The sequence below is a fragment of the Micromonospora sp. NPDC048830 genome, from assembly GCF_043198215.1.
Lineage (GTDB): Bacteria > Actinomycetota > Actinomycetes > Mycobacteriales > Micromonosporaceae > Micromonospora.
In genome coordinates this window covers 73736-94458 of sequence record NZ_JBICUP010000029.1, presented here as the reverse complement: position 1 = coordinate 94458, position 20723 = coordinate 73736, and the positions used below count along the sequence as shown (strand labels likewise).

General features: G+C 73.2%; 15 protein-coding genes and 3 pseudogenes. 14 read left to right on the top strand and 4 right to left on the bottom strand.

Annotation, left to right across the window (positions count from 1 at the left end; all coding sequences use genetic code 11):
• On the top strand, positions 1 to 256 hold a 256-nt coding region (locus ACGFIZ_RS23225; RefSeq protein WP_393422375.1), incomplete at its 5' end, for a hypothetical protein.
• Here the strand turns inward: ACGFIZ_RS23225 and ACGFIZ_RS23220 are convergent.
• Positions 214 to 918 (bottom strand): aspartate/glutamate racemase family protein, encoded by a 705-nt coding sequence (locus ACGFIZ_RS23220; protein ID WP_393422374.1) that lies wholly within the window; start codon positions 916 to 918, stop codon positions 214 to 216. The two genes, ACGFIZ_RS23225 and ACGFIZ_RS23220, sit on opposite strands and share 43 nt — an antisense overlap.
• Positions 915 to 1346: pseudogene (locus ACGFIZ_RS23215) on the bottom strand (NAD(P)/FAD-dependent oxidoreductase); the annotation flags it as partial. The gene ACGFIZ_RS23220 and the pseudogene ACGFIZ_RS23215, both read right to left, overlap by 4 nt.
• Positions 1347 to 1507: 161 nt before the next feature.
• Between ACGFIZ_RS23215 and ACGFIZ_RS23210 the strand changes: the two are divergent.
• The 4 genes and pseudogenes from ACGFIZ_RS23210 to ACGFIZ_RS23195 form a co-directional block, all read left to right on the top strand.
• Positions 1508 to 1654, top strand: a pseudogene (locus ACGFIZ_RS23210) (carbohydrate-binding protein); the annotation flags it as partial.
• 58 nt (positions 1655 to 1712) lie between these two features.
• On the top strand, positions 1713 to 2399 hold the full coding sequence (locus ACGFIZ_RS23205; RefSeq protein ID WP_393422372.1) for a DUF305 domain-containing protein: 687 nt from the start codon (positions 1713 to 1715) through the stop codon (positions 2397 to 2399).
• A 66-nt stretch (positions 2400 to 2465) separates the two neighbouring features.
• Entirely contained in the window at positions 2466 to 2918 is a 453-nt protein-coding gene (locus ACGFIZ_RS23200; RefSeq protein WP_393422370.1) for an ATP-binding protein, read from the top strand.
• 113 nt (positions 2919 to 3031) lie between these two features.
• On the top strand, positions 3032 to 7579 hold the full coding sequence (locus ACGFIZ_RS23195) for a HAMP domain-containing protein (protein WP_393422368.1): 4548 nt from the start codon (positions 3032 to 3034) through the stop codon (positions 7577 to 7579).
• A gap of 91 nt (positions 7580 to 7670) precedes the next feature.
• On the opposite strand, the gene ACGFIZ_RS23190 is transcribed toward ACGFIZ_RS23195, so the two are convergent.
• Positions 7671 to 8522 (bottom strand): hypothetical protein, encoded by an 852-nt coding sequence (locus ACGFIZ_RS23190; protein WP_393422366.1) that lies wholly within the window; start codon positions 8520 to 8522, stop codon positions 7671 to 7673.
• Positions 8519 to 9457: a hypothetical protein gene (locus ACGFIZ_RS23185; RefSeq protein WP_393422364.1), complete on the bottom strand. Its 939-nt coding sequence runs from the start codon at positions 9455 to 9457 to the stop codon at positions 8519 to 8521. Before ACGFIZ_RS23185 ends, ACGFIZ_RS23190 begins: the two co-directional genes overlap by 4 nt.
• Before the next feature lie 278 nt (positions 9458 to 9735).
• On the opposite strand from ACGFIZ_RS23185, the gene ACGFIZ_RS23180 reads away from it, so the two are divergent.
• The 9 genes and pseudogenes from ACGFIZ_RS23180 to ACGFIZ_RS23140 all read left to right on the top strand — a co-directional run.
• A complete protein-coding gene (locus ACGFIZ_RS23180; RefSeq protein WP_393422362.1) occupies positions 9736 to 10401 on the top strand; it encodes an ABC transporter substrate-binding protein in 666 nt (221 codons plus the stop codon).
• 97 nt (positions 10402 to 10498) lie between these two features.
• Positions 10499 to 11605, top strand: coding sequence for a CapA family protein (locus ACGFIZ_RS23175; RefSeq protein ID WP_393422360.1), 1107 nt, complete (start codon positions 10499 to 10501; stop codon positions 11603 to 11605).
• Positions 11606 to 11863: 258 nt separating this feature from the next.
• Positions 11864 to 11953, top strand: a complete 90-nt coding sequence (kdpF, locus tag ACGFIZ_RS23170; protein WP_347668065.1) for a K(+)-transporting ATPase subunit F — start codon at positions 11864 to 11866, stop codon at positions 11951 to 11953.
• Entirely contained in the window at positions 11953 to 13608 is a 1656-nt protein-coding gene (gene kdpA, locus ACGFIZ_RS23165) for a potassium-transporting ATPase subunit KdpA (protein WP_393422357.1), read from the top strand. The genes kdpF and kdpA overlap by 1 nt, the downstream gene beginning before the upstream one ends.
• Before the next feature lie 20 nt (positions 13609 to 13628).
• The gene (gene kdpB, locus ACGFIZ_RS23160; protein WP_393422355.1) at positions 13629 to 15836 is read left to right on the top strand and encodes a potassium-transporting ATPase subunit KdpB; all 2208 of its coding nucleotides are present in this window, start codon (positions 13629 to 13631) and stop codon (positions 15834 to 15836) included.
• Entirely contained in the window at positions 15836 to 16717 is an 882-nt protein-coding gene (locus tag ACGFIZ_RS23155) for a potassium-transporting ATPase subunit C (protein ID WP_393422353.1), read from the top strand. The genes kdpB and ACGFIZ_RS23155 overlap by 1 nt, the downstream gene beginning before the upstream one ends.
• Before the next feature lie 91 nt (positions 16718 to 16808).
• A complete protein-coding gene (locus ACGFIZ_RS23150) occupies positions 16809 to 19364 on the top strand; it encodes a DUF4118 domain-containing protein (RefSeq protein ID WP_393422351.1) in 2556 nt (851 codons plus the stop codon).
• Positions 19361 to 20053, top strand: a complete 693-nt coding sequence (locus ACGFIZ_RS23145) for a response regulator (RefSeq protein ID WP_347668060.1) — start codon at positions 19361 to 19363, stop codon at positions 20051 to 20053. The genes ACGFIZ_RS23150 and ACGFIZ_RS23145 overlap by 4 nt, the downstream gene beginning before the upstream one ends.
• Positions 20054 to 20192: 139 nt before the next feature.
• Positions 20193 to 20585, top strand: a pseudogene (locus tag ACGFIZ_RS23140) (hypothetical protein); the annotation flags it as partial.
• Positions 20586 to 20723: the final 138 nt, after the last annotated feature.

Below are 20723 nucleotides of genomic sequence, written 5' to 3'. Positions count from 1 at the left end.
TTCCGGGACGGTGGATCAGGTGCGGTCCGAGCTGGGAATCCAGGGCCTGGCCCCGGAGGAAAATCCCCCGGATTTATCCGTGGGGATCGTTAAGAGCATCGCCGCCCGCCGCAAGCACACCGGTTCCGCGATCTTGCACTTTGCGCTCCTCGCTCACGGCTTTTGTTCGCTTCGTTCGGGCCAAAACTGCAAGATCACGGAGCGGGGGTGCCGTCAGGGCCTGCGCGCGTACGGGCGTCGGGTCAGCGTCGCGTGAAGCATGTTCGTGAGGGTGACGATGTCGAACACCGGGAGGCCGAGCCGGGCCTGGATCGCGTGGGCGAACGGCACCAGGTCGGTGCACTCGATCACCAGCGCACCGAGGTCCGGGTGGGTCTCGGCCAGCCGGTCCACCCGGCCCAGCACCTCGCGTTCGAGGCGGTCCGCGTCGAGGGCGTCGCGGCGGCCCTCCAGCATCACCTCGCGGAACTCCGGCTGGTCGGCCATCCCGGTGACGCGCACCGGCACCGAGGCGGCCCCGACGGCCGTGAGATGGCGCGGGGTGAGCGCCGCCTCGTCGGCGACCAGCAGGCCGACGGGCCGGTCCGGGCCGACCATCCGGTGCACCAGGGGCAGTTGGAGCAGGCTGGACGACCACAGCGGCACCGACGCGGCGGCGGCCAGCTCGGCCTGGAACAGGGCGAGGAATCCGCAGGCGCCCGTGATCCCGGCGACCCCGGCTGCCGCCAGCTCCCGCGCCGCCTGCACGAACGGCTCCAGCAGGGTCGGGTCGGCCTCGCGGACCAGCCGCTGCGGCGACGCGCCCCGGACCACCCGGTAGACGACGGGGAAGTCGAACGTGCCCGGGTTGCGGATGTGCCCGGGGATCTTCTCGAACGAGGTGTCGAGGCAGAGCACCCCGATCGGGGCGTCGGTCACGGCGTACCCCCTCGGGTCGGGCGGCGCGGGAAGCGGCGCCGCCAGCGGTCGACGGCGAAGGGGGCCAGATCCAGCTCCGGGGGCCGGCCGCCGACGAGCTGGGCGATCAGCCGGCCGCCGGCCGGGGCCAGCCCCATCCCGATGTGGCCGTGCCCCGCGGCCACGCAGACGTTCCGGTACGCCCCGGCGCGGCCGAGCAGCGGCAGGCTGTCGGGGGTACAGGGGCGCAGCCCGCTCCACACCTGCACCCGCCGGTCGGTGTCCAGCCCCGGCAGGTACGACCGCACGGTGCGGACGATGCCGTCGACCCGGCGCGGCGACACCGAGGCGTCCATCCCGGTCAGTTCCAGGGTGCCGCCGAGGCGCAGCCGGTCGCCGAGCGGCATGACGGCCACCTTGCCCTCGCTGAGCAGGACCGGCAGCCGGGGCGCGGCGGGCGGGGCCTCGACGGTGACGGGTCGTCGTGGCGGGGGCGGTGGAGCTCGGGCCTCGACCGGGAATGCGTGATCAAGAGATTTCTGTCGCGGTTCGGGTTGGTGGGTGACGCAAACTTCTTGATCGACGGGGTTGTGGTGGGGCGGGGTTGCGGCCGGGCGGCACCTGGACGGCGGGGCAGGCGTACCAGGTGGGCGACCAGGTCACCTACGGCGGCGCGACATACCGGTGCCTGCAGGCGCACACCGCGCTGCCCGGCTGGGAGCCGCCGAACGTGCCCGCCCTCTGGGCCCGGCTGTAGCAACCCCGGCGGGCGCGGCCCCCGCCGGGCCGCGCCCGCCCCGACGGAAGGCACCAGCATGAGACGGTACGGGGCGGCCCTGCCGCTTGCCCTGCTCCTCGCGCTCGCCGGCTGCGGCGGGCACGCCGGCCCCACCGCCCCGCCGGCCGCGTCGGCGGTCCGCCCCGGCGCGGCCGACGTGCCGTTCCTGACGACGATGGCGGCCCACCACGAGCGGACCCTGGCGATCACCCGGGCGGCGGCGGGGCGGGTGACCGACGGGGAGCTGCGCAATCTGGTGGCCGCGGTCGAGGCGACCGAGACCGACGAGCTCGCCACGATCCGCCGGTGGCTGTCCGCGCCGCCGCCCGGCGGGCCCTCCGCCCACCCGGCCCAGCCCGGCGGGCACCCCGCCCACCCCGCCCACCCCGCCCAGCCCGGCGGCCCCTCCGGGCATCCCGCCCAGCCCGGCGACCAGGGCCGGGTCGGCGCCCACGGCGACGCCGCCGACGAGGGCCACCGGGCGCATGCCGACCCCGACCTGACCCGGCTGCGGTCCGCCGCGCCGGGGCGCTTCGACGCCGTACTGATCGAGGTGCTCACGGCCCACCAGCGCGCGGCCGCCGCGCTGGCCCACGGCCACCTGCCGGTGGCGGTCAGCCCCGAGGTACGCGACCTCGCCGACCGCATCGACCGCTCGCGTACCGCGCAGATCGCGCTGATGTCCCGGCTGCCCGCCGCGGGCGCGACGCCGTCGGGGCGGTGACCCGCCCACGGGTGGTACGGCGGTCGGGCCGGCCCGTGGCGGGTGTCGGCCGTGTACGGTCCGGCCATGGGCAGCGGTGCGGGTGACGGCGGCGCGACGCCGGGTGCGTCCCCGGCGGGGGCCGGGGTGGCCCTGCTGGCGGCGACGATCACCGCCGAGGCGGTGACCAGGCTGCGGCACGCCGTCGCCGCCGCGGCCCGCGGGGCGGGGCTGACCGGCGTGGCCCTGGAGGACTTCGTGCTGGCGGTGCACGAGCTGGTCACCAACGTCGTCCGGCACGGCGGCGGCCGGGGCGCGCTGCGGCTGCGCCGCGACGGCGACGTGCTCAGCTGCGAGATCAGCGACAACGGCCCCGGCCTCGGCGACGTCCGGGTGGTGCTGCCCGCGCCCACCGAGGTCGGTCACCGCGGCCTGTGGCTGGCCCAGCAGCTCACCGACGGCCTCGAGATCCACGGCGACGACCGCGGCACGACCGCCCGGGTCACCGCCCGCATCTCCGCCGGGGCCGCCGGCGGGTGACGACACCCGCGCCGCGTTACCGCCCCGACCCCGCCCGCAGGCATACTTGCCGAACTTGCTCTCACCGCCGAGGCGGGCCCGCCCGCCCGGCTGGTCAGGTCCGGAGGATTGCGATGGTCGAGCGGTCGGCGGTACGGCGTGGCGCCACGGTTCCCAACCCGGCGGGCCCCGTGACGGATCCCGGGCTGCGGCAGCTGCTGGCCGGCCTGACCGCGGTGCGCGACGGCGACTTCGGCACCCGGCTGCCGGAGGACGCCGACGGCCTGCTGGGCGAGATCGCGACCGTCTTCAACGGCATGGTCGACCAGCTGTCGCTGTTCACCTCGGAGGTGACCCGGGTGGCCCGGGAGGTGGGCACCGAGGGCCAGCTCGGCGGTCAGGCCGAGGTCCCCGGGGTGTCCGGCACCTGGAAGGACCTGACCGACTCGGTCAACGCGATGGCCGGCAACCTCACCGACCAGGTGCGCGACATCGCCGAGGTGGCCACGGCGGTGGCCCGGGGCGACCTGTCGCAGAAGATCACCGTCGACGTGCGGGGCGAGATCCTGGAGCTGAAGAACACCATCAACACGATGGTGGACCAGCTGTCGTCGTTCGCCGACGAGGTGACCCGGGTGGCCCGGGAGGTGGGCAGCGAGGGCCGGCTCGGCGGCCAGGCCGAGGTGCCCGGCGTGGCGGGCACCTGGCGGGACCTCACCGACTCGGTGAACTTCATGGCCGGCAACCTGACCAGCCAGGTGCGCAACATCGCCCAGGTCACCACGGCGGTGGCCCGGGGCGACCTGTCGCAGAAGATCACCGTCGACGCCCGGGGCGAGATCCTGGAGCTCAAGAGCACCATCAACACGATGGTGGACCAGCTGTCGTCGTTCGCGGCCGAGGTCACCCGGGTGGCCCGCGAGGTGGGCACCGACGGCCGGCTCGGCGGCCAGGCACAGGTCAGCGGCGTCGCCGGCACGTGGCGGGACCTCACCGATTCGGTCAACTCGATGGCGGTGAACCTCACCGACCAGGTGCGCAGCATCGCCCAGGTGGCCACGGCGGTGGCCCGGGGCGACCTGTCGCAGAAGATCACGGTCACGGCGCACGGCGAGATCCTGGAGCTGAAGAACACCATCAACACGATGGTGGACCAGCTGTCGTCGTTCGCCGACGAGGTGACCCGGGTGGCCCGGGAGGTGGGCACCGAGGGCCGGCTCGGCGGCCAAGCCGACGTCAAGGGCGTCTCCGGCACCTGGAAGGACCTCACCGAGTCGGTGAACGTCATGGCCGACAATCTCACCGCCCAGGTGCGCAGCATCGCCGAGGTGACCACGGCCGTGGCCAAGGGCGACCTGACGCAGAAGATCCGCGTCGACGCCCGGGGCGAGATCCTCGCCCTCAAGGAGACCATCAACACGATGGTCGACCAGCTCTCCGCGTTCGCCGACGAGGTGACCCGGGTGGCCCGCGAGGTGGGCACGGAGGGCCGCCTCGGCGGCCAGGCCCGGGTGCTCAACGTCGGCGGTACGTGGAAGGACCTCACCGACAACGTCAACGAGATGGCCAACAACCTCACCAACCAGGTGCGCTCGATCGCGCTGGTCGCCACGGCGGTGGCCCAGGGCGACCTGAGCCGCAAGATCACGGTGGAGGCCAAGGGCGAGGTGGCCGTGCTCGCCCAGACCATCAACACCATGGTCGACACCCTCGGCGCGTTCGCCGACGAGGTGACCCGGGTGGCCCGCGAGGTCGGCACCGAGGGCCGCCTCGGCGGCCAGGCCCGCGTACCCAACGTGGCGGGCACCTGGAAGGACCTCACCGACAACGTCAACTCGATGGCCAACAACCTCACGGGGCAGGTGCGCAACATCGCCCAGGTGACCACCGCCGTCGCCCAGGGCGACCTGACCAAGAAGATCGACGTCGACGCCCGGGGCGAGATCCTGGAGCTGAAGACGACCATCAACACGATGGTGGACCAGCTGTCGTCGTTCGCGGCCGAGGTGACCCGGGTGGCCCGGGAGGTGGGCAGCGAGGGCCGGCTCGGCGGCCAGGCCGAGGTGGAGGGCGTCTCCGGCACCTGGAAGCGGCTCACCGAGAACGTCAACGAGCTGGCCGGCAACCTCACCCGGCAGGTCCGCGCCATCGCCGAGGTGACCAGCGCCGTGGCCACCGGCGACCTCACCCGCTCGATCACCGTGGACGCCCCCGGCGAGGTCGGCGAGCTGAAGGACAACATCAACTCGATGGTGGAGTCGCTGCGCGAGACCACCCGGACCAACCAGGAACAGGACTGGCTCAAGACCAACCTGGCCCGCATCGCCGGCCTCATGCAGGGCCACCGGGACCTGGAGGTCGTCGCCGGCCTGGTCATGGACGAGCTGGCCCCGCTGGTGTCCGCGCAGCTCGGGACGTTCCTGCTGATGGACGAGAACGCCGACACCCCCACCCTGCGGGTGGTCGGCGGCTACGGCCACCGCGCGGCCGGCCGCCGGTACACCCTCGGCGACTCCCTCGTCGGGCAGGCCGCGGCGAGCAAGCGGGCCATCGTGGTGGACGCCGTACCCGCCGACTACGTCACCGTCTCCTCCAGCCTCGGCGCGGCGGCCCCGCTGCACCTGGTCGTCCTGCCGATACTGTTCGAGGACCAGGTGCTCGGCGTGATCGAGCTGGCCAGCATGACCCGGTTCACCGAGGTGCACCGCAACTTCCTCGACCAGCTGATGGAGACCATCGGCGTCAACGTCAACACCATCGTGGCCAACGCCCGCACCGACGTGCTGCTCACGGAGTCGCAGCGCCTCGCCGCCGAACTGCAGGCCCGCTCCGAGGAGCTGCAGGCCCGCTCCGAGGAACTGCAACGCTCCAACGCCGAGCTGGAGGAGAAGGCGGCGCTGCTGGCCCGGCAGAACCACGACATCGAGACCAAGAACTCCGAGATCGAGCAGGCCCGCCAGGAGCTGGAGGCCCGCGCCCAGCAACTCGCCCTGGCCTCGAAGTACAAGTCGGAGTTCCTCGCCAACATGAGCCACGAGCTGCGTACGCCGCTGAACTCGCTGCTCATCCTCGCCCAGTTGCTGGCCCAGAACCCGACCCGCAACCTCACCCCGAAGCAGGTCGAGTACGCCACCGTCATCCACTCCGCCGGCGCCGACCTGCTCCAGCTCATCAACGACATCCTCGACCTGTCCAAGGTGGAGGCCGGGAAGATGGACATCAACCCGGAGACCGTCGAGCTGAGGGTGCTGCGCGACTACGTCGACGCGACGTTCCGCCCGCTGACCACCCCGCGCGGCCTCGAACTGGAGATCAGCACCGCCCCCGACGTGCCGGAGCGCCTGCACACCGACGAGCAGCGGCTACGGCAGGTGCTGCGCAACCTCGTCTCCAACGCGGTCAAGTTCACCGAGAGGGGCCGGGTGCAGCTGCACATCGAACGCGCCCGCCCGGACGAACTGCCGGAGATGTTCACGCCCGACGACACGGTGGTCGCGTTCCGGGTCGTCGACACCGGCATCGGGATCGCCGAGCAGCACCTCACCGCCATCTTCGACGCGTTCCAGCAGGCCGACGGCACCACCAGCCGCCGGTACGGCGGGACGGGGCTGGGGCTGTCGATCAGCCGGGAGATCGCCCACCTGCTCGGCGGCCGGATCACCGCCCGCAGCATCCTCGGCCAGGGCAGCACGTTCACCCTCTACCTGCCGGTCACCATGCCCATGCCCACGCCCACTCCCGCCTCCGGTCCCGCGTCGGCCCCCACCGTCACGGCGTCCCCCCGGGTGCCGGCCGGGCTGGACCTCGGCGCGGCGCTCGGCCCGCTCGGGCTGGCGACCGACGAGCGGCGGGTCCTCGTCCTCGAACACCACGACAAGGGGCTGCTGACCATGCTGGTCCACGGCGCGGTCGCCGGGCTCGCCGACGGCCAGCGGCCCGTGCAGGTGACCACCGCCGTGGACGCCCCGGCGGCGCTGGAGGCGCTGGCCGCGCACCGGCACCACTGCGTCATCGTGCACCTGGACCTGCCCGACGACAGCGGCGCCGTGCTGCTCAAGGCGCTGCACGACGATCCCGGGCACCAGGGCGTGCCGGTGCTGGCTTACCACGCCAAGCCCCTCACCGGTGGGCAGGACGCCCTGTTCCGGGCGATGGCCGGCAACCGGCCGGTCGAGATCCTCGGCAGCCTGGACGACCTGCGCGAGCGGATCGCCCTGCACCTGTCCGCGGCGCTGCCCGAGCACGTCGTGCCGCTCGCCCGACCCACCCGCGAGATCGCGCCGGCGGGGGAGGGTTACGCCACCGAGCTGGCCGGCCGCAAGGTCCTCGTGGTCGACGACGACGCGCGCAACGTCTTCGCCCTGACCAACATCCTGGAGCTGCACGGCATGGACGTCGTGTACGCGGAGAACGGCCGTCAGGGCATCGAGACGCTGATGCGCCACGACGACATCGACCTGGTGCTGATGGACGTGATGATGCCCGAGATGGACGGCTACGCCGCCACCGCCGCGATCCGGGCGATGCCGCGCTACGCCGACCTGCCGATCATCGCGGTCACCGCGAAGGCGATGCACGGCGACCGGGAGAAGAGCATCACCTCCGGCGCCAGCGACTACGTCACCAAGCCCGTGGACGCGGAGGACCTGCTCACCTGCATCCACCGCTGGCTCGACTCCTGACTCCCACGGGACCTCGTCGAGCCCGGCCAGCGGGTCGGCCAGCTCATCCATCCGGCGGTTCTACCAGGGCGGGCCGGGACGGAAACAGGGCTCAGCCCGGTTCCCGCGGCTGACAGACCCGCGGCGGCGGCTCGTCGACGTACCGGAGTTCCGGGCAGTAGCGGAGCGTGGGAGTGGGGGAGAGGGTCCACTCGTACCGAGCGGCCTGGTAACCCATGAACGTGATACGCCCGCAGCAGCGGAAGTGTCCGCCGGCCTCGTCGCGCAGCTCGCGGACCTGCGTCACCCCGTCGACCTCCAGGTCGACGCGCAGGTGGTAGTCCGACACGCCGGCCGGGAACGAGAGGCCGGCCGGCTCGGGGGCGGCCAGGTCGACCAGCAGCCGGACCGTCTGCCCCGGTGCGAGCACGTGCGGCCCGCGATCCGTCCGGACGTCGGGAGTGACCGTGGGGGTGGGACGGGACTCGCGGCAGGCCAACTCGACCCGTGGGCCCTGCTCCTGGTCCCGCGGGACCTGCGCGACCGGCACCGCCACGACGCTGTGGATCACCACGTCCACGCTGCGCGCGGCGTGCACGGTCAGCAGGTGCACGGGTTCGCCGCCGACGGGAACGGCCTCGTTCCGGCGCGCCCACGAGGCGAACTGCCGGCAGTCCCGCACCTGCCGCGGTGGGACCGTCCGGGCCTGTCGTTCCGGCACCTCGAACGTCAGTTCGTCGCTGTACCGGGTGCCGGCGAGCGTGGCGGTCAGCTCGACCGCGTCGGCGCTGCTCACCGTCGTACCGGCGGACGCCGGGCCGCCGGGGGCCGCCGCCCCGGGCGGCCCGGTCGGGCGGTCGCCGCCGGTGACGTCGAACAGGGCCTGGAGCAAGGCGAACGACAATGCGCAGGACAACGCCCACGTGGCGAGGAGCAGGGCGCGCCGGCGCCAGGCGACGCTCACAGCCGCGCCGCGAACGGGCCGGCGCCGTCGGGGACGAGGCCGCCGGTGAGGCTGGCGTGGTACCGCTCCTGGTAGTGGCGGGCCAGGCTGGTGCTGCGGAACGGCCGTCCGTCGTCGTCGGCGGTGACCACTCGCCTCTCGCCGTCGAGGTCGAGGTCGAAGTCGACGACCCACTCGCAGTACGACCGGTCCGTCTGCGCCTGCACATCGATGGTGAGCGGCTCACCCGGCGCCAGGGTCAGCGACCGGTCGTCCACGTACGCCCCGCCGAGGCGCTCGTCGGGTCCGGTGACCCGCGCGACGCTGTCGGGCTCGTCGAGGTCGAATCCGATCTTCAACGGCTCTCCGCCACCCTGGCTCTGCTGAAACACGTACGCGTGGGACAGGGGCGCCGAGCGGCGCAGCACCCGGGCCCGGATCTGGGTGACGAAGACCGGGGCGGCCCACTGCCCGACCACCGACAGTCGCACCCGGGTCAACAGCCGGTACGGGTGCTCGTCGCTGGCGCCCAGCGCCGCGCGGATGCCGCCCTCGAAGCCGTCGTCGGTCCAGAACGCCGCCGCGCCGAGCCTCCGCCGGACCTCGGCGGTCAGCGGCTTCGCCGCCACCCAGATCTTCGCGTCGTCGGACCGGTCGTAGTAGTAGGCGTTCAGCGACAGCGGGGCTTTCCGCCGGGCCTCCTCGCGCTTGGCCGCCTCCACCGCGCGGTCGTCGCGCACCGCCTGCCCGGGCGAGGTGAGCCGGTCGTCCAGCTCGGAGACCAGCGCGCTGACGATCGCGGTCGCGACCCCGCCGCCGGCCGCCCACAGCAGGCTCCGGCGCGAGAACGGCGCCTGGTTGTCCGCCTGAGCGGGCGGGTTGCCCGCGCCGCCCGGCGCCGCGCTGTCCCGCCGCCGTGGGCCGGCCCGGCCGGAGCGCCTGCCGCTCCCCGCCACCGGGGCGCTCCCGTCCGGGTCCTGCGTCGGCGTGGCCGGGGCTGTCTGCGGCCGGCGCCGACCCGGCCGCTTGCTGGGTTTGGACGGCGGCACATGTCCCCCTCGAACGGGCTCCGGCGGTCCCCCGATTCTAGGGAGTGAGGCAAGTGGACGGTCATCCGCCGTCTCAGAAGCAAGTGTGACGCCGAGCAAGGTAACCGCACCACACCGGCGGCCGTCCGGATGCGTCCGCATCGCGGTGTGGACATCCATGGACCAGGGCTGGTAGGCAGGCAGGCGTGCGGATCGTTTCACTCCTGCCGGCGGCCACGGACATCGTCGCGATGCTCGGTCACGCCGACAGCCTGGTCGGTCGTACGCACGAGTGCGACTGGCCACCGGAGCAGGTGGCCGGCGTTCCGGTGGTGACCGGGACGACGCTGCCGCAACAGCTGACGAGCCGGGAGATCTCGGCGGCCACCACCGGCGGCGAGCATCGTGGCTCGTCGCTGTACCAGCTCGACGTCGCCCTGCTGGACGGGCTGCGTCCGGATCTGATCCTCACCCAGGATCTGTGTGCGGTCTGCGCGGTCTCGTACGAGCGCGTCAACGAGGCGGTCCGGGTGATCGACCTGGACACGAGGGTGTTGTCGTTGGAGGCGCGCACCATCGGCGGGATCCTCGACACCGTCGACGCGGTGGCGGCGCTCCTCGGCGCCGAGGATCAGGCGGCGCGGATCAGGGCGGACGCGGATCGGCGTCTGGCGGCTCTGCCCGGGCCGGCGGCAGCTGCGCCGACGGTGCTGTTCGTCGAGTGGCTCGACCCGCTGATGCCCGGCGGGCACTGGGTGCCGGACCGGCCGGGCCCGCGTGTCGTCGACGGGGCGGAGATCCTCGCCGCCGTTCTGGCCGGTCGACCCGACCGGCGGGCCCGGCGCGTGGACCGGCACGGCCGCGCGGCGTAGCGGGCGCCGCACGTACTCGGGTCGAGAGCGCCACCCGACGTGGCGCGGCAGGGACCACCGGCAGGTGAGCCGGCGGCGTGGCCGGGAAAGCGGCCGGATGCCCGACCTGACCCTCTTCCTCGGCGGCGACGTGATGACCGGCCGGGGTGTGGACGCGATCCTGCCCACGCCCGGCCCGCCCGAGCTGCGCGAGCCGGCGGTACGCGACGCCCGCGACTACGTCGACCTCGCCGAGGCCGCCAACGGGCCGGTCCCGTGCCCGGCACCCCCGGCCTGGCCCTGGGGCGACGCGCTCGACCTGCTCGACGAACTGCGGCCGGACGTCCGGGTGGTCAACCTGGAGACCGCGGTGACCGGCCGGGGAACGCACGCGCCGGCCAAGGCGATCCACTACCGGATGCACCCGCCGAACCTGGCCTGCCTCACCGCGGCCCGGCTCGACGTGTGCGCGCTGGCCAACAACCACGTCCTCGACTTCGGCCCGGTGGGGCTCACCGACACCCTCGACGCCCTGGCCGGCGCCGGCATCGCCACCGCCGGCGCGGGCCGGGACGCGGCGTCGGCCGGCAGACCCGCCCGGGTGCCGCTCGGCCAGGGCCACGACCTGCTCGTCTGGTCGGTGGCCGCGCCGTCCAGCGGCGTGCCCCCGTCCTGGGCGGCCACCGCCGACGCGCCCGGGGTGGCGTACCTGCCGGAGGTCTCGGCAGCCTCCGCCGACGCGCTGGCCGGGCGGATCGCCGCCGTGGCCGGGCCCGGGGACCGGGTGCTGGTCTCCGTGCACTGGGGCACCAACTGGGGGTACGACGTGCCGCCCGAGCACGTCGACTTCGCCCACCGGCTCATCGACGCCGGCGTGGACCTGGTGCACGGCCACTCCTCGCACCACCCCAGGCCGGTGGAGGTGTACCGCGACCGGCTGGTCCTCTACGGCTGCGGCGACCTGATCGACGACTACGAGGGAATCCACGGACGGGAGGAGTACCGGCCGCAGCTGCGGCTGCTGTGGCTACCGGCTCTCGACCCGGCCACCGGCGCGCTGCGACGGCTACGGGCCGCCCCGCTGCGGATGCGCCGGATGCGGCTGCAACGGGCCGCGCCCGAGGAGGCCCGCTGGCTGGCCGAACTGCTCGGCGGCTTCGGCCCGCCGGGCACGCCCGGGTTCGCCGCCGCGCCCGACGGACTGCTGACCCTGCGCCCCCGCTGACCCCACGTCCGTGCCGGGCGGGACACCCGACGGGGAGGCGGCGTGAAGAGGGCGTTAAGAAACGCCGGACCGGCGTGATGATCGCGTTATAGCCCCTGTCGCCGAGGAGCGGGTGGCGTTGTGATTGCTCGGCGCGGCCGGTAGGCGGCCGTGACGACCCGTTCCGGAGGAGTCAGAGGTGTCTGACGTGGTGTTCGTGGGGTTGACGGTGGCGCTGTTCGCGGCGCTCGCCCTCGTCGTGCGGGGGGTGGAGAGGCTGTGAGCGTCGTCAACGCCGTCGGTCTGGTGCTGGCGGCCGGCCTGGCCGTGTTCCTGGTGGTCGCCCTGCTGTTCCCGGAGCGATTCTGATGAGCACGGCCACCGCCGGTGTGCTGTTCGTCCTCTCGCTGCTGGTGGCGCTGGCCGCCGTGCACAGAACGTTCGGCGACTACCTGTACCGGGTGGTCGCCGGCACCCGGCACTCCCGCTTCGAGCGGGGCGTCTACCGCCTGGTCGGGGTGAATCCGACGGCCGGGCAGTCCTGGGGCGTGTACGCCCGCAGCGTGCTCGCCTTCTCCGCCGTGTCGATCCTGTTCCTCTACGGGTTCCTGCGGCTGCAGAACCACCTGTGGCTGTCGCTGGGCTTCGACCCGGTGGTCCCGCACGGAGCGTGGAACACGGCCGTGTCGTTCGTGACCAACACGAACTGGCAGTGGTACTCGGGTGAGTCGACCATGGGCCACCTGGTGCAGATGGCCGGCCTGGCGGTGCAGAACTTCGTCTCCGCCGCGGTCGGCATCGCCGTCGCGGTCGCCCTGGTACGCGGATTCGCCCGCGGCCGTACCGGCGAACTGGGTAACTTCTGGGTCGACCTGACCCGGATCACCCTGCGCGTCCTGCTGCCGATCTCCGTGGTCGGCGCGCTCGCCCTGATGGTCGGCGGCGTCGTGCAGAACCTGTCGGCGGGCGGCGACGTGACCACCCTGACCGGCGGCACCCAGACCATCACCGGCGGGCCGGTGGCCAGCCAGGAGGTCATCAAGGAACTGGGCACCAACGGCGGCGGCTTCTACAACGTCAACAGCGCCCACCCGTTCGAGAACCCGACCACGTGGACCAACTGGCTGGAGGTCTTCCTGCTCCTGGTGATCCCGTTCAGCCTGCCCCGGGTGTTCGGTCGTACGGTCGGCCAGCTCCGGCAGGGGTACGCGATCGTCGCCGTCATGGGAATCCTGGCGATCGCCGGCATCGCCCTGACCAACGCCTTCGAGCTGTCCGGCCACGGCACGGTGCCGCAGGCCGTCGGCGCGGCGCTGGAGGGCAAGGAGGTCCGGTTCGGCGTGTCGAACTCGGCGACCTTCGCCGCCGCGACCACGCTCACCTCGACCGGCGCGGTGAACTCGTTCCACGACTCCTACACCGCGCTCGGCGGGATGATGCCGCTCGTCAACATGATGCTCGGCGAGGTGGCCCCCGGCGGCGTCGGTGCCGGCCTCTACGGCCTGCTGATCCTCGCGGTGACCACCGTGTTCGTCGCGGGCCTGATGGTCGGCCGGACCCCGGAATACATCGGAAAGAAGATCGGCGCCCGCGAGATCAAGCTGGCCTCGCTGTACTTCCTGGTCACTCCCGCGCTGGTGTTGATCGGCGCGGCGGCAGCCGTCGCCACCGGCAACAACTCCACCGCGCTCAACACCGGCCCGCACGCCCTGTCCGAGGTCGTCTACGCGTTCACCTCCGCGAGCAACAACAACGGCTCCGCGTTCGCCGGCATCACGGTGAGCACGCCGTGGTGGAACACCGCGCTGGGGCTGTGCATGCTGCTCGGCCGGTTCCTGCCGATCATCCTCGTGCTCGCGCTGGCCGGTTCCCTGGCCCGCCAGCAGCCCACCCCCGCCTCCGAGGGCACCCTGCCGACCCACCGGCCGTTGTTCGTGGGGATGGTCGTCGGCGTCACGGTGATCCTCGTCGCGCTGACCTTCCTGCCCGCCCTCGCGCTCGGCCCCCTGGCCGAAGGGCTGTGACCACCGTGAGAGAGAAGGACATGACCACCTCCACGCCGGCGCCGCACGGCACCGCCGACGCGGCGACCGCCGGCACGCCGGCCACCCGGGGCAGCCGGGGTGGCGGGCTGCTCGACCCGGCGCAGCTCGTCCGGTCCCTGCCGGACGCGCTGCGCAAGCTCGACCCGCGCACCCTGTGGCACAACCCGGTCATGCTGATCGTCGAGATCGGCGCGGCCTTCACCACGGTCCTCGCGGTGACCGACCCGTCGGTGTTCGCCTGGGCGATCACCGTCTGGCTGTGGCTGACGGTCGTCTTCGCCAACGTCGCCGAGGCGGTCGCGGAGGGCCGCGGCAAGGCCCAGGCCGCCGCCCTGCGCAGGGCGAAGACGGATACCGTCGCCACCCGCGTCCCCGACTGGACCGCGGGCGCCGTGCCCGGCGCCTGCCGCACCGAGAGCGTCCCGGCGCCACAGCTGCGGCAGGGCGACATCGTCGTGGTCGCGGCCGGCGAGATCATCCCCGGCGACGGGGACGTCGTCGAGGGCATCGCCAGCGTCGACGAGTCCGCCGTCACCGGCGAGTCCGCCCCGGTCATCCGGGAGTCCGGCGGGGACCGCAGCGCGGTCACCGGCGGCACGAGGGTGCTCTCCGACCGGATCATCGTCAGGATCACCCAGAAGCCGGGGGAGAGCTTCATCGACCGGATGATCGCCCTGGTCGAGGGCGCCAACCGGCAGAAGACCCCGAACGAGATCGCGCTGAACATCCTGCTGGCCGCGCTGACGATCGTCTTCCTGCTGGCCGTCGTCACCCTCCAGCCGTTGGCGATCTCCGCCAAGAACTTCCAGGCCGCCGCGCCGGACACCGGCGCGATCACCGACGCCGGGGTCACCGGCGTCGTGCTGGCCTCCCTGCTGGTCTGCCTCATCCCGACCACCATCGGGGCGCTGCTGTCCGCGATCGGCATCGCCGGCATGGACCGGCTGGTGCGGCGCAACGTGCTGGCGATGAGCGGCCGCGCCGTCGAGGCGGCCGGCGACGTCAACACCCTGCTGCTGGACAAGACCGGAACGATCACCCTGGGCAACCGGCAGGCCGCCGAGTTCCTCCCGGTCGACGGTCTCGGGGCGGCGGCGGTCGCCGACGCCGCGCAGCTGTCCAGCCTGGCCGACGAGACCCCCGAGGGACGCTCGATCGTGGTGCTGGCCAAGCGCGAGTTCGGCCTGCGGGAACGCGAGCCCGGCCTGATTCCGCACGCCACCTTCGTCCCGTTCACCGCGCAGACCCGGATGAGCGGCGTCGACCTGACCCCGAACGCGACCGCCGGCGGAGGCGCCACCGGACCCGCGCGGCGGATCCGCAAGGGTGCCGCCGCCGCGGTGCTGAAGTGGGTACGCGAGAACGGCGGTCACCCGACCGAGCAGGTCGGTCGGCTGGTGGACGAGATCAGCGGCATCGGCGGCACGCCGCTGGTGGTGGCCGAGCACGTGGCCGGAGAGCCGGCCCGGGCGCTCGGGGTCGTCCACCTCAAGGACGTGGTGAAAGCCGGCATGCGGGAGCGGTTCGACGAGATGCGCCGGATGGGGATCCGGACCGTGATGATCACCGGTGACAACCCCCGTACCGCGAAGGCCATCGCGGACGAGGCCGGCGTGGACGACTTCCTCGCCGAGGCGACGCCGGAGGACAAGCTCGCGCTGATCCGCAGGGAGCAGGAGGGGGGCCGGCTGGTCGCCATGACCGGCGACGGCACCAACGACGCGCCCGCCCTCGCGCAGGCCGACGTCGGCGTGGCGATGAACACCGGCACGTCGGCCGCCAAGGAGGCCGGCAACATGGTCGACCTCGACTCCGACCCGACCAAACTGATCGAGATCGTCGAGATCGGCAAGCAGTTGCTGATCACCCGAGGTGCGCTGACCACCTTCTCGATCTCCAACGACATCGCGAAGTACTTCGCGATCGTCCCCGCCATGTTCGCCGGCATCTATCCTTCGCTGGATCGCCTGAACATCATGCGGCTGGCCAGCCCCGAGTCGGCGATCCTGTCCGCGGTCGTCTTCAACGCGATCATCATCGTCGCGCTGATCCCGCTCGCGCTGCGCGGCGTGCGCTACCGCCCGGCCGCCGCGTCGAAGCTGCTCAGCCGCAACCTGCTGATCTACGGCCTCGGCGGCATCATCGTGCCGTTCCTCGGCATCAAACTCATCGACCTGCTCGTCCAGTTCATTCCAGGAATCTCGTGATGCGTCTTCCCGGTTGGCTCGCCCAGCATTTGGCCGCCCTGCGCGCGCTGCTCGTCTTCACCGTGCTCCTCGGCCTCGCCTATCCCCTCGCCCTGGTCGCGGTCGGCCGGGTTCCCGGCCTCGCCGGCAGGGCCGACGGGTCACCCGTCACGGTCGGCGGCAGGGCCGTCGGCAGCGCGCTGATCGGCCAGTCCTTCACCGACGCCGACGGCAACCCCGTACCGCGCTACTTCCAGTCCCGCCCCTCCGCCGCCGGCGGCGGCTACGACCCCACCGCCACCGCGGCCAGCAACCTCGGCCCGGAGGACATCGTCGACACCGTCGCCGCCAGTCCCGGCGGCTCGGCGCGGAGCCTGCTCACCCAGGTCTGCGCCCGCAGCAGGGCGGTCGGCGAACTCGACGGCGTCGACGGGAGCCGACCGTACTGCACCCCGGACGGGGTCGGCGCCGTGCTGGCGGTGTTCCACCGCGACGGGCTGACCGGCCCGGTCACCCGCGTGGTCAGCGTCAACCAGACGGCGCCCGCCACTCCCTTCCTCGCCCGCTACGAGGGCGTGCCGGTGGAACTGGCGAAGCCCGGCGAGGACTACCGGGCCGCCGGGGCGACCATCGTCCCCGTCCGGGGCGACGCCCCCGCCGAGCCCGCGGTGCCCGCCGACGCGGTCACCGCCAGCGGCAGCGGCCTCGACCCGCACATCTCCCCGGCGTACGCGCAGATCCAGGTGGCCCGGGTGGCACGCGAGCGCGGCGCGGACCCGGCCGCGGTCCGGCGCCTCGTTCAGGAACACACCACCGGCCGGTCGCTCGGCTTCATGGGCGAACCCGGCGTGAACGTGTTGGAGCTCAACCTCGCCCTCGACGAGAAGTTCCCGGCACGCTGACACCGCGGGGCCGGGCTGGGACGATCGACATCGTCCCGGCCCGGTGCCTGGCCCCCCGCCCACCGGTCGCGCTGTGGAGAGGACTCCTGCCGTGCCACGAGGGGAACTACGCATCTACCTCGGTGCCGCACCGGGCGTCGGCAAGACCTACGCCATGCTCGAGGAGGCCCGGCGACGGGCCGAACGCGGCACCGACCTCGTGATCGGCCTGGTCGAGACCCACGGCCGACCCCACACCGCCGCGATGATCGGCGATCTGGAGATCGTCCCCCGCCGCACGATCACCTACCGGGGCGCCACCTTCACGGAGATGGACCTCGACGCGGTCCTGGCCCGCCGCCCCGAGGTCGCCGTGGTCGACGAACTCGCCCACACCAACGTCCCCGGCACCCGAAACGAGAAGCGCTGGCAGGACGTCCAGGAGCTCCTCGACGCCGGGATCACCGTGCTCACCACGGTCAACATCCAGCACCTGGAGTCCCTCAACGACGTCGTCGCCCAGATCACCGGCACCACCCAACGGGAGACCGTCCCCGACCGGACCGTCCGCGCGGCCGAGCAGGTCGAACTGGTCGACATGACCCCGGAGGCGCTGCGCCGCCGGATGGCCCACGGCAACATCTACCGCCCCGACAGGATCGACGCCGCGCTCGGCAACTACTTCCGCGTCGGCAACCTCACCGCCCTGCGCGAACTGGCTCTGCTCTGGCTCGCCGACAAGGTCGACGAGCAACTCGGCACCTACCGCGCCCAGCAGGGCATCTCCGCCACCTGGGAGGCCCGCGAACGCGTCGTCGTCGCGCTCACCGGCGGACCCGAGGGGGAGACGCTGATCCGCCGGGCCGCCCGCATCGCCGCGCGCAGCAAGGGCGCCGACCTGCTCGCCGTGCACGTCGCCCGCAGCGACGGGCTCGCCGGCGCCGACCCGGCCCAACTCGCCCGGCAGCGGGTGCTCGTGGAGAGCCTCGGCGGCACCTACCATCAGGTCCTCGGCACGGACATCCCCGCCGCGCTGCTCGACTTCGCCCGCGGCGTCAACGCCACCCAGCTCGTGCTCGGCGCCAGCCGCCGCGGCCGGTTCGCGCAGATCCTCTCCCGCGGTGTCGGCGTCACCACCACCGCGCTGTCCGGGCCGATCGACGTCCACCTGGTCACCCACCCCGAGGCCGGGCGCGGCCGGCGCGCGGCCGAGGCGCCGGCCGCGCTGTCCCGCCGCCGCCGGTTGCTCGGGTACGCCCTCGCCCTGCTCGGCATGCCGCTGCTCACCCTGCTGCTGGCGGCGTTGCCCGACCTCACCCTGACCAACGACATCCTGATCTTCCTCACCGCCGTCGTCGGCGTCGCCCTGGTCGGCGGGCTCTGGCCGGCGCTGCTCGCCGCCCTCGGCGGCTCCCTGCTGCTCAACTGGTTCTTCACCCCGCCCTTCCACACGCTGACCATCGCCGAGGCCGACAACCTGCTCGCCCTCGGCGTCTTCGTCGGCGTCGCCATCGCCGTGAGCGGGGTCGTCGACGTGGCCGCCCGGCGTACCAGGGAGGCCGCCCGCGCGTCCGCCGACGCGCAGACGCTCGCCACCGTCGCCGGCAGCGTGCTGCGCGGCGAGCGCCCGCTGCCGGCCCTGCTCGAGCGGCTCCGGGAAACCTTCGCGCTGCGCGCGGTCAGCGTGCTCGAGTCGGTCGAGACCACGGGCGGGCGCCCGGACCGGGCCTGCGAGGAGGCCGCGTGGCGGGTCGTCGCCAGCGTCGGCGAAGCCCCGGCACCGAACCCCGGCGCGGGGGAGACCGCCGTACCCGTCGACGACCGGCTCACCGTCGTGCTCTGCGGCCGGCGGCTGGAGGCCGCCGACCGGCGCATCATCGAGGCGTTCGCCGCGCAGGCCGCCGTCGCGCTACGCCAGGAGCGCCTCGCCGAGCAGGCCGCCGCCGCCCGCCCGCTCGCCGAAGCGGACCGGATGCGCACCGCGCTGCTCGCCGCGGTCAGCCACGACCTGCGCACCCCCCTCGCCTCGGCGAAAGCCGCCGTGTCCAGCCTGCGCAGCCACGACGTCGATTTCGACCCCGAGGACCAGGCCGAGCTGCTCGCCACCGCCGACGAGTCCCTCGACCGGCTCGGCCGCCTCGTCGCCAACCTGCTCGACATGAGCCGCCTCCAGGCCGGGGCGCTGGGCGTCCACCCCATCCCCATCGGCCTGGAGGACGCCGTACCCCGGGCCCTTGACGAACTCGGCCCGCCCGCGGTCGACGTGCGCACCGACATCCCCGCCGACCTGCCCGCCGCCACCGCCGATCCCGGCCTGCTGGAGCGGGTCCTGGTCAACATCGTCGCCAACGCCCTGCGCCACAGCCCACCCGGGCAGCCACCCACCATCACCGCCAGCGCACACTCCGGCCAGGTCGAACTACGGGTCATCGACACCGGCCCCGGCATCGCCGAGGACCAGTGGGAACACGTCTTCCTGCCCTTCCAGCGCCTCGGCGACCGCGACAACACCACCGGCGTCGGTCTCGGCCTCGCCCTGTCCCGCGGTCTCGCCGAGGCCATGGGCGGCAGCATCACCCCCGAAACCACCCCCGGGGGGGGCCTCACCATGGTGCTGCGGCTGCCCGCCGCCACACCGACCGAACCCACGGAGGGCCCGCAGGCATGAGCCGCATCCTCGTCGTCGACGACGAACCCCAGATCCTGCGGGCCCTGCGCATCAACCTGCGTGCCCGCGGCTACGACGTCGACGTCGCCGCCACCGGCGCCGCCGCGCTCAAGGCCGCCGCCGGCCACCCACCCGACCTCGTCGTGCTCGACCTCGGCCTGCCCGACCTCGACGGCGTCGACGTCATCCGGGGGCTCCGTGGCTGGACCACCGTCCCCATCATCGTGCTCTCGGGCCGCGCCGGCAGCGACGACAAGGTCACCGCCCTCGACGCCGGCGCCGACGACTACGTCACCAAACCCTTCGGCATCGACGAACTCCTCGCCCGCATCCGCGCCGTCACCCGTCGCCTCAACACCGCCGACGCCACCGCTGGGCCGGCAAGCAGCCTCGTCCGCGTGGGGCGCCACACGGTCGACCTCGCCGACCGGGTCGTGACGCGGGACGACGGCGTCGAGGTCCGGCTCACCCCCACCCAGTGGGGCGTACTCGAAAAGCTGCTGCGCCACCCCGGCAAGCTGATCACCCAACGTCAGCTGCTGCACGACGTGTGGGGGCCGGGATACCAGGACGAGACGGGCTACCTGCGCCAGTACATGGCCCAGCTCCGCCGCAAGCTCGAGGACAATCCCGCCCGCCCCCGGCACCTGATCACCGAGCCCGGCATGGGCTACCGCTACCGCCCCTGACCGGGCGGAACACGTCACGGGCGAGGTGGCGCAGCGAGGCGGCGTACGAGGAACCGGCGTCCCCATGCCGGCCACCCGCGCGGCGGGGAGGCGTCGTTTTTGAGGTTGACCGCGTGGGATAGTGTGATGTCGGTCGTTCGAGGACGTCGACCCGACCAAGCAGGTCAAGACGCTGCTCGCCACCGAGGGCGTCACGGTCGTCGGCGAGGAGACGGTGAACGGGGCGCGCACGGTCCACTACACCGTCACCACCCCCGTGGCGACCTACCTCGGGCAGCTCGACGCCGAGTTGCGGTCGGGCGTCGAGCAGGAACTGGCCAAGCAGGGCGTCAAGGAGATCAAGATCGACCTCTGGGTCGACGAGCAGTACCAGCCGCGCCGGGCAGCCATGGTCATGGGCAACATGGGCGACATGACGGTCGACTACACCGACTACGGCAAGGCGGTGAACATCGAGACCCCGCCTCCCGCGGAGACCGCGGACTTCGCCGAGATGCTGGAGGGCCTCAAGGACCTGACCGCGGGCAACTGACCTGAGTCGCGGCACTGCCCGGCCGGTGCGGAGACGCACCGGCCGGGCAGTGCCGTCCCAGGAGGACGTCGTACCGGTCGCCGGCCCAACCAGGAGGCGTACGGGTAGCGGCGTTCGGTGACCGGCCACCGGTCTCCT

Coding starts and splice junctions, on each gene's coding strand:
- ACGFIZ_RS23205 (WP_393422372.1), top strand. CDS start 1,713: ATGAGACGGTACGGGGCGGCCCTGCCGCTTGCCCTGCTCCTCGCGCTC.
- ACGFIZ_RS23200 (WP_393422370.1), top strand. CDS start 2,466: ATGGGCAGCGGTGCGGGTGACGGCGGCGCGACGCCGGGTGCGTCCCCG.
- ACGFIZ_RS23195 (WP_393422368.1), top strand. CDS start 3,032: ATGGTCGAGCGGTCGGCGGTACGGCGTGGCGCCACGGTTCCCAACCCG.
- ACGFIZ_RS23175 (WP_393422360.1), top strand. CDS start 10,499: ATGCCCGACCTGACCCTCTTCCTCGGCGGCGACGTGATGACCGGCCGG.
- kdpA (WP_393422357.1), top strand. CDS start 11,953: ATGAGCACGGCCACCGCCGGTGTGCTGTTCGTCCTCTCGCTGCTGGTG.
- kdpB (WP_393422355.1), top strand. CDS start 13,629: ATGACCACCTCCACGCCGGCGCCGCACGGCACCGCCGACGCGGCGACC.
- ACGFIZ_RS23155 (WP_393422353.1), top strand. CDS start 15,836: ATGCGTCTTCCCGGTTGGCTCGCCCAGCATTTGGCCGCCCTGCGCGCG.
- ACGFIZ_RS23145 (WP_347668060.1), top strand. CDS start 19,361: ATGAGCCGCATCCTCGTCGTCGACGACGAACCCCAGATCCTGCGGGCC.